This window comes from Bacillus sp. FSL K6-1218 (genome assembly GCF_038006445.1).
GTDB classification, from domain to species: domain Bacteria; phylum Bacillota; class Bacilli; order Bacillales; family Bacillaceae_G; genus Bacillus_A; species Bacillus_A thuringiensis_S.
Genome location: NZ_JBBOVE010000001.1, coordinates 5,024,455 through 5,041,037 on the forward strand (window position 1 = coordinate 5,024,455; position 16,583 = coordinate 5,041,037).

Here is a 16,583-nt window from a genome sequence, read left to right on the forward strand (position 1 = left end):
AAATTGTCGAAATAACTATCACAATAGCTTACATTTTTATTACATTTTTGTAAGGGTCACACTAATGATTTCCGTTCTTTATTAATTAGTAAAAATCATTTTTCAAGTCGAAATAGCGAAAAGGCGCATTAATAACATGCAGATTTTATCCATTTTTTAGCACTAAAAAACCTCTCTTATTTTGTTCTCAATAAAAAACCATCACAAACTCATGCTAACTTCATATTAGCTTCATATACGTATTGTAAGATTATATCGGAATTTGTTGAAAAATTTAACCAATATATGACTAAGCATTAATTTGAATAAATATAAGTCGTTTTTCGAAATTGAAAAAAGGGTGAATACGAAATGGAAGCATATAAAATGCACGATTTTATTAATACAAATGTTGAATCTCATCAAAATGAAACCGTTTTTAATTTACAAATCTGTGAAACAAGTGAATTTGACGTAAGTTTAACAAAATCTACAACACTATCTTTTATCGTTTCAAAAAAGAATATTAAAATTGTCACGAAAAAATGGATTAATTCAAATCAAGAAAGCATGATTGGCAAAAGCTACATCATTCCAACAAAAGCTTTTCATTATTTCTTACCAATCATCTCTGAAAATGAAGATGAGCTAAATATTCAAGTTCAAAGTTTTGGACTACGTGGTGAGCTTTTATTAAATGAAAGATTACTTATTGATAACAACAAACACAACAGCAAAATCACTACATTCTTTGAAACATTAGATGAAAATGTAAATAAAGCATTACGAGGATTACAACTTCATTGTATGTAAGACTCTTACGATAGTAAAAGGAGAATAACAATGAAAAAATTATTATTAAGCGCACTTTTATCATTAGGATTTTTAACTCTTCCATTCGCTAGTGCAGAGGCAGCTACAACGAAAGATCAATTAATCGTAGACACTCAGTTAAATAAAATGGATTATTATCAGGATGGAAAATTTATAAAAAGTTTTACTGTCGCTACTGGAAAAGCTGCAACACCTACACCTAAAGGCACTTTTCAAATCGTAAATAAAATTAAAAACCGTCCTTATTATACAGGCAAAATTAAAGGCGGCGATCCACGTAATCCACTTGGTGACCGTTGGCTCGGATTAAATATGGCAGGAACTTACGGAACAACTTATGCGATTCACGGAACTAACAATAATCAAGCAATCGGCAAAGCAACAACACTTGGTTGTATTCGTATGTATAACAATGATATACACTGGTTATTTGAGCGCGTTCAGCAGCAAGCTACTGTCACTGTAAAATAGCCCAAAAACAAGATTTATGTGTAGCCAAGAATTTTATGTCTTGGCTTATTTTATTTATTCATTTACAGTAGCAAAACAACTGTATTTACATATATAATAGGAATAGATTTGATTAGCTGATATCTAAACATTGATAAACGTAGATATTAAAATTATACAGTTATAATGTTTTATAAATTTTATAATACATACTATAATAGAACTACTGTAATTCTGAACTATTCAGTAACACTAAACTATTCCCCTTGCTACCTTCATGATTATTTTATAGCGGGGGCTTATTATATGTATAAACAATCTGAGTCACTCGAAAAATGATGAATTCGAATATTGCAGTAAAAAGCGTTATTTAGGAGGTGTTACTATGACGCATATACTGGTGATTGAAGACAACCCAGATATACAAGAACTAATTCGTGAATTTCTAATGGCACAAAACTTTACTGTTGATGTAGTTGGTGCTGGAACAGAAGGTATTCTTCTTTTCCAAAAAAATTCATACGATCTTGTCCTCCTCGATGTAATGTTACCAGATATAGATGGCTATAGTATTTGTAAAATTATGCGAGGACAATCTGATGTACCAATCATTATGTTAACAGGCTTACATAATGAAGAAAGTGAAATTAAAGGATTTGAGTTAGGTATTGATGACTATATTACGAAACCGTTCCATTACACTGTATTTATTAAGCGTGTAGAGGCTGTATTAAGAAGGGCAGCAACGAAGGAAGCAGAAGCTGCAACTATACTACAATTCCATGAATTGATGTTAAACTCTACAGCATATGCAGCTTATGTTCATGGTAATCAAATTGAATTGACAACAAAAGAATTTGAAATTATTTATACTTTACTGCAAAATCGAGGAAAAGTATTATCAAGAAGTGATTTGTTGAATAAGGTATGGGGCTATGAACATTATGGTGATGTAAGAGTTATAGATACACATATTAAAAACTTAAGAAAAAAATTAGGAATTACTTATATTAAAACGGTGAAAGGCATTGGCTACAAAATCGAATCGTAGCAAAGACAACATCACCAAAAATATTTTCATCAAAACCTTATTATTTTGTATTCTTTTATCACTTTGTCTTTATCAAATTATTTACTTTCTAGCTTCAAACTACGATAAAGAACGTTTTGCGAAAGAAAATGGAACGCCGACTACAGAACAGGCGGATTTAGATAAGCAAAACAATCAAAGTAAAACGAATCAAAATAAAGCTGTGTCAGAGGGAAGCATTTCCAATTTCCAATCTTCTATTATAGATTATAAATCTCTTTCTACAGCTATCAATCACCTTTTGCAGCCTAGCCAAACTGCAAAAGCAAAAGAACATACACAAAACCTTTCGGGGAAAAATAGCACTTCTAATCCGCTTACAGAAGCAGAAAAGAAAGCCGCTAATAATGATGCCTTACATACACAAAATGCAGCAAGTAAAACAAATGATACAAATGATAATCCAAAGTTAGCAGATGCGTTGCAGCAATTAGCTCCACATATTGGCGCGACAATGCTTGCATTATCACTACTCGGATCTTTAATTTATACAAAACTAATTGCCAAACCTTTTCAATATATGAGCGATGCTTTAAAAGATATTATGAATCTTGATTTCTCAGATAAAAAGCTACTTAACAAAAATACAGATCAAACAGATTTTAATTTGCAAGTAGCCGCTTCACAAGTACCAAATATTGTGAAGAATTTACATGCAAGCAATCAAGATTTAAGAAATGAGCTCAAAAAGGAACAACAATTAGAGCAATCTCGTAAAGAATTTATGTCTATGGTATCCCATGAATTAAAAACACCAATCGCAGCGGTTATGGGACAACTAGATGGCATGATTCACGGAATTGGAGCTTATAAAGATAGAGATAAATATTTAAAACGTTCCTATGAAATGATGCAAGACATTAACATATTAACGGAAAAAATGTCGGAATTATCCAAAATACAAAACCCTCAATTTAAACCGAATTTAGAAGTCATTTCTTTATCTAATATTATTGAGGATGTTATGAAGAAAGTAGATTACTTTGTATCTGTAAAACAATTAAATGTACAATCTAATATTAAACACGACGTACAAATTTTAGCTGATCCTAAATTTATTCAAACTGCTATTTTTAACATTATTTCAAATGCAATTCATTATACAATTGACCATCAGCACGTATATATAAAGCTTTATGAAAAACCAAACGGTTACGCATTAGAAGTATTAAATACAGGTTCACAAATTGATGAAGATAAACTTGCTCATTTATTTGAGCCTTTCTATCGTGCAAACCCTGATAAACACGGTTTAGTACAAGGTAGCGGTCTTGGATTATATATCGTGAAACAAATATTAGATAAACATCAATTTCCTTACGGAATACAAAACACAGCTCAAGGTGTAAAATGCTCCATTGTATTCCCAAAAGCAATGTAGCATTCACTATAATTACATACCCCAAACTCATACTTCATGTGTGAGTGGCGGAATTTTGTAGAGTGTCTTACTCTGTTTCGTTCGCCCGTTATCCTTATTTGGATAGCGGGCGTTTTTTATTACTTAAAAGGAGGATTTTTTATGGATAAGTTTAAATATTCATTGCTCGTTTTATTCGGTGCTTGCAGCTACGGCATACTCTCAACTATTTTCAAACTCGGATTCCTAAGTGGATTTTCAGCACATCAACTATTAGGGGGACAATATGTCTTCGGATGGATTGGACTATTTCTACTCGTTCTTTTCTTTTCACGTCATAAAGTAACAAAAAAACAATTCTTTTCATTACTAACCGTCGGAACAACAATGAGTATGACTGGAATTTTCTACGCTATTTCTGTAGAAGAGCTACCCGCATCTATCGCTGTCGTCCTACTCTTTCAGTTCACTTGGATTGGTGTCATTATCGAAGCAATTGCAAATCGAACATTTCCAAGCCGCGATAAGATCATATCTATCCTTATTTTATTTGCTGGTACATTGTTTGCAGGTGGTATATTTGAAGGCCTCGGACAAAGTTTTTCTACGAAAGGGATTATCTTTGGACTATTAGCTGCTGTCTCTTTTTCATTCTATGTTTTTGCAAGTGGACGCGTTGCTACAGATGTTCCCCCTTATACGAAAAGCTTTCTTATGACAACAAGTGCGACTCTTATCGTATGCCTATTCTTCCCGCCGACCTTTTTAACAGATGGTGCCCTGCAAGCTGGTCTATGGAAATATGCTTTCTTCCTCGGATTATTCGGCGTTGTTGTACCTGTCATTTGTTTTTCAATAGGTGTACCAAAAGTTGGAACAGGACTTAGCACGATATTAGGTGCAGCTGAATTACCAACTGCTATTATCGCTTCTATTACACTTGTACATGAAGTCGTAACCTTCATGCAGTGGATTGGAATTATTTTTATATTGCTTGGAATTTTCACTCCCCAGCTGCTTACGGCTAGGAAAGAAAGGAAACATAATCGCGTGCATAGCGCTTGAAAAAAAATACAGAATTTATATAAAGTGAAACTTTAATCAGTGGGGGTTTTGTTCATCCCCCACTGATTATCAGCCCTCACCAATCGGGCTTTTACGGGCAGTTGATCCCACCTAACTTCTTCGCTTTCGCTGAATTTTGAGGTGGAGTCTTACTGCCCGTTAATGCGGGATAAAAATATATCTGCAATTAAAATAAGTAAATTTATCGGGAGGTATAAATGACTATTTTAAGCATCGTATTTTTTGCTATTATGTGTATCTTCTTCCTAATAAGATATATGAAAGAAAAGAAATTTTACGATTTACTTCTCATTCCAGTTTGTATATATGCAGGAGCAGTGAAAACTCCTTTCGTAGAGTACTTAAACTTTAATACTACATTTAAAATAACGTATGATATTGCAGCTATTATTCTTGTAATCCTTGCTGTACTTTTCTTTTTGAAAGATAAGAAAGAGAATCATACTACATAACAAAAGACCTTTCATTTACTTGAAAGGTCTTTTTCTCTATCTCATTTTACCGCTCCATACAGCTTCTCTATCTCATGCTCAATTTGTTTTACATCGATTCGCTCAAATAATGGCTGTACGCTATCAATTCTATTCGGCAACGTATTTTGCGGTTCCCAATTTCGCTTAACAATCGACAATGTGTTTCGAACTCTTTCACTTGAAAATGGTAAAAATGGTTCAAGGAGATTTGCAAAATTAGCAATAAGATAAATACAATTATAAATCGTTTCTTCACATGAAACTGAATCATCTTCTCTTTCTTTCCAAGGCTGCCTCTCATCAAAATATTTATTTGCAAAACGTACTGCATCAAATATTGTCTCTAACGCCACTTTAAATTTAGTTTGCTCAATCGCCTCTCCTACATTTTTATATAGTCCTTCTACTTTATCTTTCAGCTCTACATTGATAGTTCCCTTCGGTACAATGCCATCATAATACTTTTCAATAAACTTTAATGTCCGGTTCACGAAGTTTCCATATGCGCCTAACAATTCACTATTATGACTGTAAATGAATTCACGCCACGAAAAATCAGTATCACGATTTTCTGGTGCATTTATCGTTAAAAAATAACGAATAGAATCTGGATCATAGCGTTCCAATATGTCTGGTACCCATACTGCCCAGTTTTTACTTGTCGATAACTTTCTTTTCTCTACTGTTAAATACTCATTCGAAACGATATGACGCGGGATTGCTTCCTCCCCTATTCCAAGTAATACCGCTGGCCAAATGATGGAGTGAAATGGAATATTATCCTTGCCGTGTACATAATATGTTTGCGCATCGCTATTCCAAAACTCATGATCATCTTTTCCTGTTTCTTCAGCCCAATGTTTACTCGCTGAATAATATCCTGTCACTGCTTCAATCCATACGTAAATTTTCTTATCTTCATACCCTTCTACTGGAATTGGTACCCCAATTGGTAAATCACGTGATACGGCCCTATCTAGTAATCCTTCCTTTACATATCTCTCTGTTAGTTGAATCGCATTGTCGCGCCATGTCCCTGTTTGTTTGGCAATTTCTACATCCCTTTTAATTTGCTCCTGAAATGTATGCAATGCGAAATAGAAATGCTCTGTTTCCTGTACGGATGGTGTACTACCACATAACTTACATTTCTTTTCTAACAAATCGAGTGGATCTAAAATAGCTGAACACGCATCGCATTGATCGCCTCTTGCTGCTTCATGGCAATGTGGACATATTCCTTCTACATAACGATCCGGTAAAAACTGCGTACACGTTTTACAGTACGCTTGTTCCACTGTTTTTTTATAAATATGTCCTTCTTCTAATAAACGTAAAAAAACATTTTGAACCGTTTCATGATGATGCTCGCTATCTGTACGTGTATAGCAATCATACGTAAAACCGAGATCACGAAAACATCGCTGGAATTCTTCATGGTACTTATTAGCAATTTCTTTTGCTGTCACACCTTCTTGTTTTGCTCTAATTGTAATCGGTGTTCCATTACAATCACTCCCTGAAACATACAGCACATCCTCACCTTTTGCCCGGTAATAACGTGCTAAAATATCTCCTGGTAATAAACTTGCAATATGTCCAAGGTGTAACGAACCATTTGCATACGGCCAAGCGCCTCCAATAAAAATACTCATCTTACATTCCTCCTTTTAAATATAAAAAAGCCCCGCCCTTATCTAAAAAAAGATAAGGGCGGGGCTGTATAAACAGTCGCGGTACCACCTTATTTCGCTAATTACTCACATAATTAGCCTTAACAAGTACGGAGCTATATGCTCTTATACTGTGGTTTTGATAACGAGTACCAACTCTCGTCGCCGCCTACTATTATCATTTGATAAGTTCAGGACGAAGCTCAAAGGCCATTGTTCAAATGAATATTCTTGCTTCTTCTCAGCTACCGAAGCTCTCTGGAAAGAATGTGTTCATCCTACTTTTCCTTTTCAACGCTTTTACGTATAACAAGTATTGTACGACTTAATCACAGAAAAATCAAACTTTTATCCAGAAAGAAAAGGAAATCCCATCCCCCTGCCGAATAACTATACGTTCACAAAAGGAGTGATATGATTGAATCAAAAACAATTAAGCACACGTAATGAAAAAAGCTGGAATGCAGCTGCTTATGAAGCTTGGACGAATCGCCATGGAGCGCCAGCTGATTATGCAAAAAAGCTCATGAAAGACCCCGCGCGCGAAGTAGATCACTATTTACCTTACATACAATCTCCGAAAGGAAAACGTATTATTAATTTACTCGGGTCAAAAGGGAATAAGGCTGTCGCACTCGCCCTTTTAGGCTCTAACGTAACAGTTGTTGATATTTCAGCAAGTAATGCAAAATATGCAAATGAACTTGCGGACGCAGCAGGTGTCTCTATCCAGTATGTCGTTTCTGATGTATTAAATGTGCAGCTCTCCGAATCATTTGATATCGTATTGCTGGAACTTGGTGTACTCCATTACTTTCTAGATTTAAAACCGCTCTTTCAAAAAATTGCTACCATGCTTAAAGGAGATGGAATGCTTATCCTTCGTGACTATCATCCTGTTTACACGAAATTATTAGGAGTCGACCACCCATCATTTCAGGCCAATGGAAATTATTTTGATGAAGAATTAATTGAAGATGATGTTGCTTATAGCATCCTTCTTACAGAAGCACAGAAAGAATCGCTACCTAAAACAACCATCCGTCGCTGGACGTTAGGAGAAATTATTACAACGCTCGCGGAAGAACATTTTAAAATTGAAAAACTAGTTGAAGAACATGGATCTCATCAAAGATGGGTCTTTCCTTCTACTGCACCAGAAGGAATCGAAGGACGTATCCCTGGTCTATATACAATAATTGCGCGAGCATGCAAAAAAGGATCCCTTCACGGATAGGATCCTTTTTGCATGCTCGCGCATATAAGTTGAGGTTGGAGATTACCATAATTCTGTAGAATAGGACACAAGATATTTCAACATTTCGTCTCTGACTTACGTCGTCAAAAAGGGGTATGACCAACATAACGAAGAGTAATGTTTTAGTTGATACTGATAATCGTTATCAACTAATTAGAAGTATACATGATGTTATTTCAAATTTCAATAGCATTTCTAATATTTATTTATGGATTTTATGATATGCAAATGTATACATTTTAAGAACTTTTTCTAATACCAATCTGACTCCTTCCATTATCTGCTATAATTTTCATTGAACAGATTAATAACTTCATAATAATGTTTTTATTAATTTCGCTCCAAATATCTATAAATCATAATAAACAGTTTAAATGAGGGTAGGGGTAACGATGAAATATGTTAGTATTCGAAAAAAACTACTGTTCACACTCTTAAGCATTTCTTCTTTATTTAGCATTGCTCTTATTGTTATTCTTTCATTCGCCATGAATCAAGCAAGTGAAATCGAAACGTTAAAAAATGATGTATCGAAAAGAGCGACGATTTTAAAAGAACGTGGCGATTGGTTCCAGGCACAAGTTGCTGGTTTACAAGAATATTTGCTATCACATGATCAAAAAGGATTAGATAAGTTCAACCGAGAAGGGAAAAAATTAGCTGATACTAGAGAGAAAGTAACAAGTGACAAAAAGCTCCCAGAAGGAATGAAAGAAGCCATTTTAATGGGGGGAAAATGGCGTAGCGTCATAGATAATGAGGTACTACCTCTTGCGCATGAAGGAAAATGGGACGAAGCATCTAAAATTGCTTTAGCACAAACAGATTATGTAAATGATCTTTTAGGTCGTTTTAATAAATATACAAATGAAGAGAATGAGAAACGTGACGCATTAATTGCTGACGTTGAGTCTTCTTCATCACTTATTCAATATATTATTTTCTTCTCACTCATTACATGTACATTAACGTCTATTTTATTAGCATGGTGGTTCTCTGGTAAACTCGTTAAGCCAATTCGACAAATTGATGAGAAGTTGAAAGAATTAGCTTCTCAAGATGGAGATTTAACGGCTAGATTACACGTAACGAGTAAAGATGAAATTGGTGACATTGCAAATTCCTTTAATCAAATGCTCACTAACTTACAGCATATAATAAAACAAGTTCAACAAACATCAACAAGTGTAAAAGAAGCTTCCGAAAATGTATTTATCGAAACAACCGCTTCTATGGAAAATACCGCAAGGACACAAGAAACTATGAATGCTCTTGAACACAATATTCGTTCACAAGTTTCTAGCATTGAAGAAAGTTCAACCTCAATGGATGACATGGCAACGAGTGTTCAGCGTATCGCTGAGGCCGCCTCTTCTGTTACTAGTTTAGCTGTCACAACCTCAGAAAAAGCAGATGATGGGAATAAAGTCATTGAGAAATCTATTACACAAATGCATACAATTAACGAAGCTGTTAACGCTACATCACAAGTAGTTGAGCGACTCATTACACATACAAATCATATCGATACTGCACTTCAATCTATTTCGAATATCGCCGAGCAAACAAATTTACTCGCTTTAAATGCTTCTATTGAAGCAGCGCGTGCTGGTGAACATGGCAAAGGATTCGCTGTTGTTGCCGATGAAGTTCGAAAACTTGCTGAACAATCTCAACTAGCCGCAACCGACATTAACCATTTACTGCATCAAATTCAAGCCGATACAAAAATAGCAAATGACATGATGACACAAGGTCAAGCAGAAGCTTCTGAAGGAATTACGGTTATTCGTACCGCCGGATCTTCATTCTCAGAAATTGTTAACCACATTAACAAAGTCTCTACGCAAATGCAAGAAATGTCTGCAACTGCTGAAGAGATGGCTGCAAGCTCTGAAGAAATGAACGCAGCTTTAAATAATATCGCTTCTATTTCAAACGAAGTTGCTGCAGAAACATCACAAACAGCACATTCAGCTGGTGATCAAGTAAACAAAATGAGTATCGTGGCTAACAAATCATCTGAAATGAAAACAATCGTACAAGAACTTGAAATTCTCGTTTCTCATTTCAAAACAAACGCTTAAAGTGAAAATGACACAAGCTCAAAGGTATAGGAAAGAAAGTTTTACAGTCTCTCTTTTTTCACTTTAAAATATATCTTTCTATCTCTCATTCCGTCTGCTATAATTCCTAAAGGAAATAAGAAAGCTTTATTCCAACTGGAGTAAAGCTTTCTTTCATTTTTTTAAATTAATTAATTCTAATACTAAGATTTCACAAAGGAGGCTTTTTATCATATGAATTTTGTAAGTATCAGAAAAAAACTTATGTTCATGATGGGAACGATTTGCGCTTTATTTGGTATCGCCTTAGCATTTATTTTATTTTTTGCTATTGACCAATCTCGTAAAGCTGAAACATTACAAAAAGAAATTTCTCCACTGGCAACAGAATTGAAAGAACGTGGAGATGCTTATCAAGTACAACTCTCTGCTTTAAGAGGTTATTTACTACAACACGATCAAGTCGAATTAGACAAGTTTAATGAGATGAGTAAACGTCTGGAGGATTCAAAAGATAAACTTCTTTCTAATCCAAATGTTTCTTCGTCCGTGAAAAGCACAATGGAATTGGGGTCCACTTGGAGAAAGTTCGTTGAAGGAAAAGTATTCACTCTTGCAAAAGAACAAAAATGGGAAGAAGCTTTACAAGTAGCTTCTACAGAAAATGGCACTGTCTATAAAGTAATTGGTGATTTCACAAATTACAGTAATGAGCAAGCTAAATTACGTGAACAATCTATTGAAAAAATTGATCAATCTTCAGTAGGAATTGAATATGCAGTCTTTCTATCACTTGTTATTTGTATTGTCGTTGCAATTATTCTTGCATGGTGGTTCTCTGGTAAACTTGTGAAACCAATTCAACAAATCGATACAAAACTAAAAGAGTTAGCTTCTCAAGAAGGTGACTTAACGGCACGTCTACAAGTAAATAGCAACGATGAAATCGGTGCTATCGCAGCATCATTTAATAAAATGTTAGAAAACCTACAACATATCATTAATCGTGTTCAAAAAACATCAGTGGAAGTACAAACCGCTTCTGAAAACATGCTAGAAAAAACGAATACATCACGTGAGGCGACAGTAAGAGTCCAAAGCTCAATGTCTAACTTAAACGCAAGTATTCAATCACAAACTTCTAGTATGGAAGAAAGTTCAACTGCAATGGACGATATGGCAGTAAGTGTTCAACGTATTGCTGAATCTGCTTCATCTGTAGCGGAACTTGCTGTTGCCACATCTGAACATGCTAGCGATGGAAGTACCGTTATCCAAAAATCCGTTTCACAAATGACAACGATACACGAAGCTGTAAATGCTACGTCAGAAGTGGTTGAACGTCTAATCACTCATACGAAATATATCGATACCGCTGTACAATCTATTTCTAATATCGCTGAGCAAACAAACTTACTTGCTTTAAATGCTTCTATTGAGGCTGCTCGTGCTGGCGAGCAAGGAAAAGGATTTGCTGTCGTAGCTGACGAAGTTCGAAAACTTGCTGAACAATCTAAAACAGCTGCAACAGACATTAATCAATTACTACATCAAATTCAAAATGATACAGAAACTGCTAGCTCTATGATGTCTCAAGGCCGTTCTGAAGCATTTGAAGGCATTAATGTTATTCGTGAAGCTGGTACTTCTTTCACAACAATTGTAGAACAAGTAAATAAAGTATCTACTCAAATGCAAGACATATCAGCAACCGCTGAAGAGATGGCTGCAAGTGCTGAAGAAATGAATGCTTCACTTAATAACATCGCTTCTATCTCGACTGAAGTATCCAGCGAAACCGCCGCAACGGCACAATCTGCTGAACAGAAAGTTATCGTTATGAATGAAATGACAGTAACTGCTGGAAAAATGAAACAAACAGTTGAAGAGTTAGATCAACTCGTATCTCATTTTAAAACAGAATAGATTTTCAAAAAATATCCCTGTTTGAAAGAGGGATATTTTTTTTGAGCTCATTTCCTGCACATTATGCTCATTTCCGTTATAATGAGAATCGATATCATTAAAATGTAGGAGGGGCTGCTTATGTCACAAGAAGCATTTGAAAATAAATTATTGGCTAATTTAGAAGCTGTTATTGACCCTGAACTAGGTGTTGATATCGTTAATCTTGGATTAGTGTATGATGTTACAGCAGATGAAAATAATAATGCTGTCATTACGATGACTATGACTTCTATCGGTTGTCCAATGGCTGGGCAAATCGTATCAGACGTTAAAAAAGTATTATCAACAAACGTACCTGAAGTTAATGAAATAGAAGTAAATGTCGTTTGGAATCCACCGTGGTCGAAAGAACGTATGTCACGTATGGCGAAAATCGCATTAGGTATTCGCGACTAGCGGAATAAAGTGAAACTTTAATCATTGGGGGTTTTGTTCATTCCCCACTGATTATCAGCCCTCACCAATCAGGCTTTTACGGGCAGCAGGCCCCCACCTAACTTCTTTGCTTCCGCTGAATTTTGAGGTGGGGTTCTTACCGCCCGGCAAATAGCGGGATAAAGAAAAAAACCTGACATTCTAGTCAGGTTTTTTTCACCTATTATTTTACGCCTACTGCATCATAAGCTTTCGTTACAGCTTGTACAGCTTTAGAGTTTTGACCATATAAGTCCTCAGCTGACTGAAGAGCAGCTTGACGCATCATTTTAAAGTCAGAATTTGCAGTTAAATATTTCGTAAGAGCGCGGTAGTAAATTTTTTCTGTCGCTTCACGGCCCACTCCAGTTACTTTCACGCCGTAATGATCTCCGCCTTCAGATACTAAATAAGCAGCTTTATTATTAATACTACTGTTAATATGAACACCGCCATTATCAGCTGTTCCAGTATAACGTTTACTATAATGATCTGGGTAACCTTCACCTGGTTTTAATGGGTTTGGAATAGACGCTGGATCTTTTAGTGAACGCAGTGCATCGCCTGGTTTACCAGGTGTATAAATGTCAGCACCTAAATCCCAGCTCTTCTTCTCAACCATAACACCCATAATATCAGATAACGATTCATTTAACGCCCCTGACTCATTTTTATAAACAAGGTTTGCTGTATGTTCAGTTACAGCATGCGTTAATTCGTGACCGATAACATCAAGTCCAGCAGATAATGGAATGAATGTTTTTCCATCGCCATCACCATACATCATTTGCACACCGTTCCAAGCTGCGTTATTCCAGCTCTCCCCTACGTGCACAGTTGAAATAAGCTTCGCACCTTTATCATCGAAAGAGTTACGATTAAATGTTTTTTTGTAGTAATCATATACTTTTCCTGCATTTACATGCGCATCAACTGCAGCTTTATCTTCGAAGAACTTAGATTTACTTTCAACTTCTTCGCCTGTATATCCAAGCCATTGTGAGAATAAATTAAACAAGTTTTCATCCATATTTTCTGCATCAAATGTGTGAATACCTTGTCCTCGTTTACCGTCAAATAAGTTGAATACTCCCGTTTTTTCATCTTGGGCAATTTCAAATGATTGTCTAGCACCTAATACTCCGTAGCCAAACCCTGTAACGTGATCTACAGCATTATATTTCTCAATAACATTTCCATTTGTTGCATCAACAAAATAATGCCAATACCCTGGAGCTGGTTTTGAAATCGATGCCTTAACTAAATATGCAAGGTAGTAATTACCGTCCTTTTCATATACAAATAAATCTTTTTTAACACCGTCATAATTCTTTACTTTACCAATTTCTTTCTCAATATCTGCCTTTGCAATTGTTTCTGCTTGTTCCGCACTAATGCTTGCAGATGCAGGGATATTTTTATCATCTAAATTCGGAATAACTTGTCCGAAGAATGCTTTTACATTATTCTCTTTATCAAGTGTAACAGTTTGATCAGAACCGTACACAGGAATGTTATTATGTTTCTCAACTAGCTTCACATGTGTCGTGTCAGATTCAGCGTCTTTTTCTTCTCCAACGATATTAAAATGCTTTTCAATATTTCCTGCTAATTTAAACATATCTTTCTTACTCTCTAAGTATTGAAAGACCGTCTCTTTTTTATCTAGTCCTTCCGGTGCTTTCCATTCTTCACCTATGTATGCAGGTGTTTTAAATTCTTGATGATATTGGATTTTTTGTTCTTCCGCTTTCGTTGTCGTTGCCCCAAACGCTCCAAATCCCCCGGCGATAACAGTTAACGCTAATGCTGATGAAATGACTTGCTTTTTCACTATAACATTCCCCATTCCCATAAAGATTTTTGACACTTTTATAAAATTCTGATTTTTGTAGCCGATACCTCTACCGAAAATTTGAGAAACATTTTTCAGATAATTCCAATCAAAAAAGAGGACATCCTATCAGATGTCCTCTTTTCTATAAACCTTTTATTGTTTTTTCAATTCAATTGCTAAATAGTGTGATTGCCCTTTCGCTTGAATGTGAATATCTTCTTCTACAGATTCTGCTGCATCACGCATAACAAACGTTTCACCATTTATTACACTGCTTCCTTCAATTTGAACAAGATACAATTGACGGCCTTCTCGCACAGGAAAATGAATTTCTTTTCCGGCATCTAACGATAAAGAATATAAATTTGCATCTTGGTGAATTTGAATTGGTGCCTCCCCTTCTACTGGAGATACCATATGGAACCATTCGTTTTCACGCTCGCTCCAATCAAATTTAAACTCACCATAGTTTGGTTTATGATCCGCACGATCTGGTAAAATCCAAATTTGTAATAAACGTAGTGTTTCATTTCCTAAATTATGCTCGCTATGAAATACACCTGTGCCAGCACTCATATATTGAACATGTCCTCGCTCAATTGTTCCGCGGTTCCCCATGCTATCTTCATGTGTTAAAGCACCATCTACAACGTACGAAATGATTTCCATATCGCGATGCGGATGCATATCAAAACCAGTTTGTGCCGCTACTAGATCATCATTAATAACACGTAACGCTCCGAAGTTCATGTTATTTGGATTATAGTAATTGGCAAAAGAAAAATGAAAATGTGTATTTAACCAACCATGATTTGCTCTGCCCATATTTTTATGATCAACTTTTCTAAACATATCCTTCACCTCATACTATCTCGAATTCGAGATTTATTTTAAAATTTTTTCTTACTGTAACTTTTTTAGTAGTGTTAATAATTGCTTTTGTTCCTCTATATTTAAATTATGAAACTTCTCCGCTTGGAACGTTTCTTGAGGTGGGACGATTTCCTCATATAAAGCTCTTCCCTTTTCTGTTAAAGAAATATATTTCGTAGTACCCTCTTGTTCACGCGAAATCCACTCAAGCTGCTCCATTTTATTTAAAAGCTGCGTTACATTCCCTTTCGTAACAAATAGCTTATTTCCAAGTTCTTGCTGCGTTAAACGATCATGTCCTCCAACTTGAGCTAACACATCAAACTGGGCGGCAGATACATTCCAGTTTTTCAAATGCTGATTCGTCTCACGAATACTCTTATTATAAAAACGTGATAAACGAAACCATAATAGTAGCCCTAGTCTATCTTCTGTTTTCATTTCATCACCTCGCTCGTTTTATACCATTAGTTTAGAACTAAACTTTATAAAAGTCAAATACTTATTTTTAATAAGCACAAAGAAAGCACAGCGCTATTTCTCCACTATGCTTTACATTAACTTTCTACTCTTATATTCATCCAATTTCCTCTCCGCGAACTTCCTCGCATCTTTTTCAATCCACCGCTCTTCGTACCGTTCACTTCCCACATACAATATGTCTCTCTTATGCTGCATCGCATGGCGAAATTCATGCAGTAGCGTTTTGAGAACTTGCTCATACTCTTCCCACATACAAACGAAGATTAATTGTTTTTCTTTATGATAAAAACCACCTACTGGGAATAGAAATTCTTCTTCCTCTTCCCCTAATGATAGAAGCACATCGTTTGCATCACACGTATCACAAAAAATAACGGGTGTTTTACATGCTTCAATAAGAGAAAACAAATCTTCTCTCAGCTTTTTGACATCCCAATGAAGCTCCGAATCCAACACATACCAATTCTCTACCTGTTGATATACATTTTGAAACTGGAGTTCCATTTCTCTTTATTCCCCTTTCCAAGCAACCTTTTTCTATATGTATGCCACAATATGGTAAATATTAAACGTATTCTTTCATCCTTGAAAAAATGCCAATAAAGTGAAACTTTAATCAGTGGGAATTTTGTTCATCCCCACTGATTATCAGCCCTCACCAATCGGGCTTTTACGGGCGGCCCGACCCCCACCTAACTTCTGAATTTTGAGGTGGGGGATCTTACTGCCCGGCAAATAG

At 35.6% G+C, this 16,583-nt stretch carries 15 protein-coding genes and 1 other annotated feature; of the genes, 10 read left to right on the forward strand and 5 right to left on the reverse strand.

The annotated features are described in order from the left end of the window. The first annotated feature begins 351 nt into the window (after positions 1 to 351). From MHI26_RS25895 to MHI26_RS25920, 6 genes are all read left to right on the forward strand, one after another. Entirely contained in the window at positions 352 to 792 is a 441-nt protein-coding gene (locus MHI26_RS25895; protein ID WP_000388768.1) for a DUF3978 family protein, read from the forward strand. Positions 793 to 822: 30 nt separating this feature from the next. Then, positions 823 to 1,284, forward strand: coding sequence for a L,D-transpeptidase (locus tag MHI26_RS25900; protein ID WP_000735057.1), 462 nt, complete (start codon positions 823 to 825; stop codon positions 1,282 to 1,284). A 364-nt stretch (positions 1,285 to 1,648) separates the two neighbouring features. Further along, entirely contained in the window at positions 1,649 to 2,314 is a 666-nt protein-coding gene (locus tag MHI26_RS25905) for a response regulator transcription factor (protein ID WP_000148834.1), read from the forward strand. Then, positions 2,292 to 3,734, forward strand: coding sequence for a sensor histidine kinase (locus tag MHI26_RS25910; protein ID WP_000201955.1), 1,443 nt, complete (start codon positions 2,292 to 2,294; stop codon positions 3,732 to 3,734). Before MHI26_RS25905 ends, MHI26_RS25910 begins: the two co-directional genes overlap by 23 nt. Positions 3,735 to 3,875: 141 nt before the next feature. Continuing rightward, on the forward strand, positions 3,876 to 4,778 hold the full coding sequence (locus tag MHI26_RS25915) for an EamA family transporter (protein WP_000357151.1): 903 nt from the start codon (positions 3,876 to 3,878) through the stop codon (positions 4,776 to 4,778). A gap of 218 nt (positions 4,779 to 4,996) precedes the next feature. Further along, positions 4,997 to 5,251, forward strand: coding sequence for a hypothetical protein (locus tag MHI26_RS25920; RefSeq protein WP_061666127.1), 255 nt, complete (start codon positions 4,997 to 4,999; stop codon positions 5,249 to 5,251). Positions 5,252 to 5,292: 41 nt separating this feature from the next. Here MHI26_RS25920 and metG read toward each other — a convergent pair whose 3' ends face one another. After that, the gene (gene metG, locus MHI26_RS25925) at positions 5,293 to 6,927 is read right to left on the reverse strand and encodes a methionine--tRNA ligase (protein ID WP_000021544.1); all 1,635 of its coding nucleotides are present in this window, start codon (positions 6,925 to 6,927) and stop codon (positions 5,293 to 5,295) included. A 51-nt stretch (positions 6,928 to 6,978) separates the two neighbouring features. After that, positions 6,979 to 7,249, reverse strand: a binding site (T-box leader). A 114-nt stretch (positions 7,250 to 7,363) separates the two neighbouring features. On the opposite strand from metG, the gene MHI26_RS25930 reads away from it, so the two are divergent. The 4 genes from MHI26_RS25930 to MHI26_RS25945 all read left to right on the forward strand — a co-directional run bounded on the left by MHI26_RS25930 (position 7,364) and on the right by MHI26_RS25945 (position 12,633). Beyond that, the gene (locus tag MHI26_RS25930) at positions 7,364 to 8,182 is read left to right on the forward strand and encodes a class I SAM-dependent methyltransferase (protein WP_061666128.1); all 819 of its coding nucleotides are present in this window, start codon (positions 7,364 to 7,366) and stop codon (positions 8,180 to 8,182) included. Positions 8,183 to 8,595: 413 nt separating this feature from the next. Next, the gene (locus tag MHI26_RS25935) at positions 8,596 to 10,290 is read left to right on the forward strand and encodes a methyl-accepting chemotaxis protein (RefSeq protein WP_000878434.1); all 1,695 of its coding nucleotides are present in this window, start codon (positions 8,596 to 8,598) and stop codon (positions 10,288 to 10,290) included. A gap of 213 nt (positions 10,291 to 10,503) precedes the next feature. Then, on the forward strand, positions 10,504 to 12,195 hold the full coding sequence (locus MHI26_RS25940; protein ID WP_061666129.1) for a methyl-accepting chemotaxis protein: 1,692 nt from the start codon (positions 10,504 to 10,506) through the stop codon (positions 12,193 to 12,195). A 120-nt stretch (positions 12,196 to 12,315) separates the two neighbouring features. Next, complete coding sequence (locus MHI26_RS25945; protein WP_000076422.1) at positions 12,316 to 12,633, forward strand: metal-sulfur cluster assembly factor; 318 nt, start codon at positions 12,316 to 12,318, stop codon at positions 12,631 to 12,633. A gap of 202 nt (positions 12,634 to 12,835) precedes the next feature. Here MHI26_RS25945 and nprB read toward each other — a convergent pair whose 3' ends face one another. The 4 genes from nprB to MHI26_RS25965 form a co-directional block, all read right to left on the reverse strand. After that, positions 12,836 to 14,485, reverse strand: a complete 1,650-nt coding sequence (nprB, locus tag MHI26_RS25950) for a neutral protease NprB (RefSeq protein ID WP_000745126.1) — start codon at positions 14,483 to 14,485, stop codon at positions 12,836 to 12,838. A gap of 156 nt (positions 14,486 to 14,641) precedes the next feature. Beyond that, complete coding sequence (locus MHI26_RS25955; RefSeq protein ID WP_061666131.1) at positions 14,642 to 15,340, reverse strand: pirin family protein; 699 nt, start codon at positions 15,338 to 15,340, stop codon at positions 14,642 to 14,644. Positions 15,341 to 15,391: 51 nt separating this feature from the next. Then, positions 15,392 to 15,802, reverse strand: a complete 411-nt coding sequence (locus tag MHI26_RS25960; RefSeq protein WP_000845486.1) for a MarR family winged helix-turn-helix transcriptional regulator — start codon at positions 15,800 to 15,802, stop codon at positions 15,392 to 15,394. Between the two features lie 111 nt (positions 15,803 to 15,913). Further along, complete coding sequence (locus MHI26_RS25965) at positions 15,914 to 16,348, reverse strand: DUF3920 family protein (RefSeq protein WP_000422790.1); 435 nt, start codon at positions 16,346 to 16,348, stop codon at positions 15,914 to 15,916. Positions 16,349 to 16,583 lie beyond the last annotated feature (235 nt).

Bases quoted from the DNA above. Each gene is read 5' to 3' on its own strand.
- MHI26_RS25895 (WP_000388768.1), top strand. From the start codon at position 352: ATGGAAGCATATAAAATGCACGATTTTATTAATACAAATGTTGAATCT.
- MHI26_RS25900 (WP_000735057.1), top strand. From the start codon at position 823: ATGAAAAAATTATTATTAAGCGCACTTTTATCATTAGGATTTTTAACT.
- MHI26_RS25905 (WP_000148834.1), top strand. From the start codon at position 1,649: ATGACGCATATACTGGTGATTGAAGACAACCCAGATATACAAGAACTA.
- MHI26_RS25915 (WP_000357151.1), top strand. From the start codon at position 3,876: ATGGATAAGTTTAAATATTCATTGCTCGTTTTATTCGGTGCTTGCAGC.
- MHI26_RS25920 (WP_061666127.1), top strand. From the start codon at position 4,997: ATGACTATTTTAAGCATCGTATTTTTTGCTATTATGTGTATCTTCTTC.
- metG (WP_000021544.1), bottom strand. From the start codon at position 6,927: ATGAGTATTTTTATTGGAGGCGCTTGGCCGTATGCAAATGGTTCGTTA.
- MHI26_RS25935 (WP_000878434.1), top strand. From the start codon at position 8,596: ATGAAATATGTTAGTATTCGAAAAAAACTACTGTTCACACTCTTAAGC.
- MHI26_RS25940 (WP_061666129.1), top strand. From the start codon at position 10,504: ATGAATTTTGTAAGTATCAGAAAAAAACTTATGTTCATGATGGGAACG.
- MHI26_RS25945 (WP_000076422.1), top strand. From the start codon at position 12,316: ATGTCACAAGAAGCATTTGAAAATAAATTATTGGCTAATTTAGAAGCT.
- MHI26_RS25955 (WP_061666131.1), bottom strand. From the start codon at position 15,340: ATGTTTAGAAAAGTTGATCATAAAAATATGGGCAGAGCAAATCATGGT.
- MHI26_RS25960 (WP_000845486.1), bottom strand. From the start codon at position 15,802: ATGAAAACAGAAGATAGACTAGGGCTACTATTATGGTTTCGTTTATCA.
- MHI26_RS25965 (WP_000422790.1), bottom strand. From the start codon at position 16,348: ATGGAACTCCAGTTTCAAAATGTATATCAACAGGTAGAGAATTGGTAT.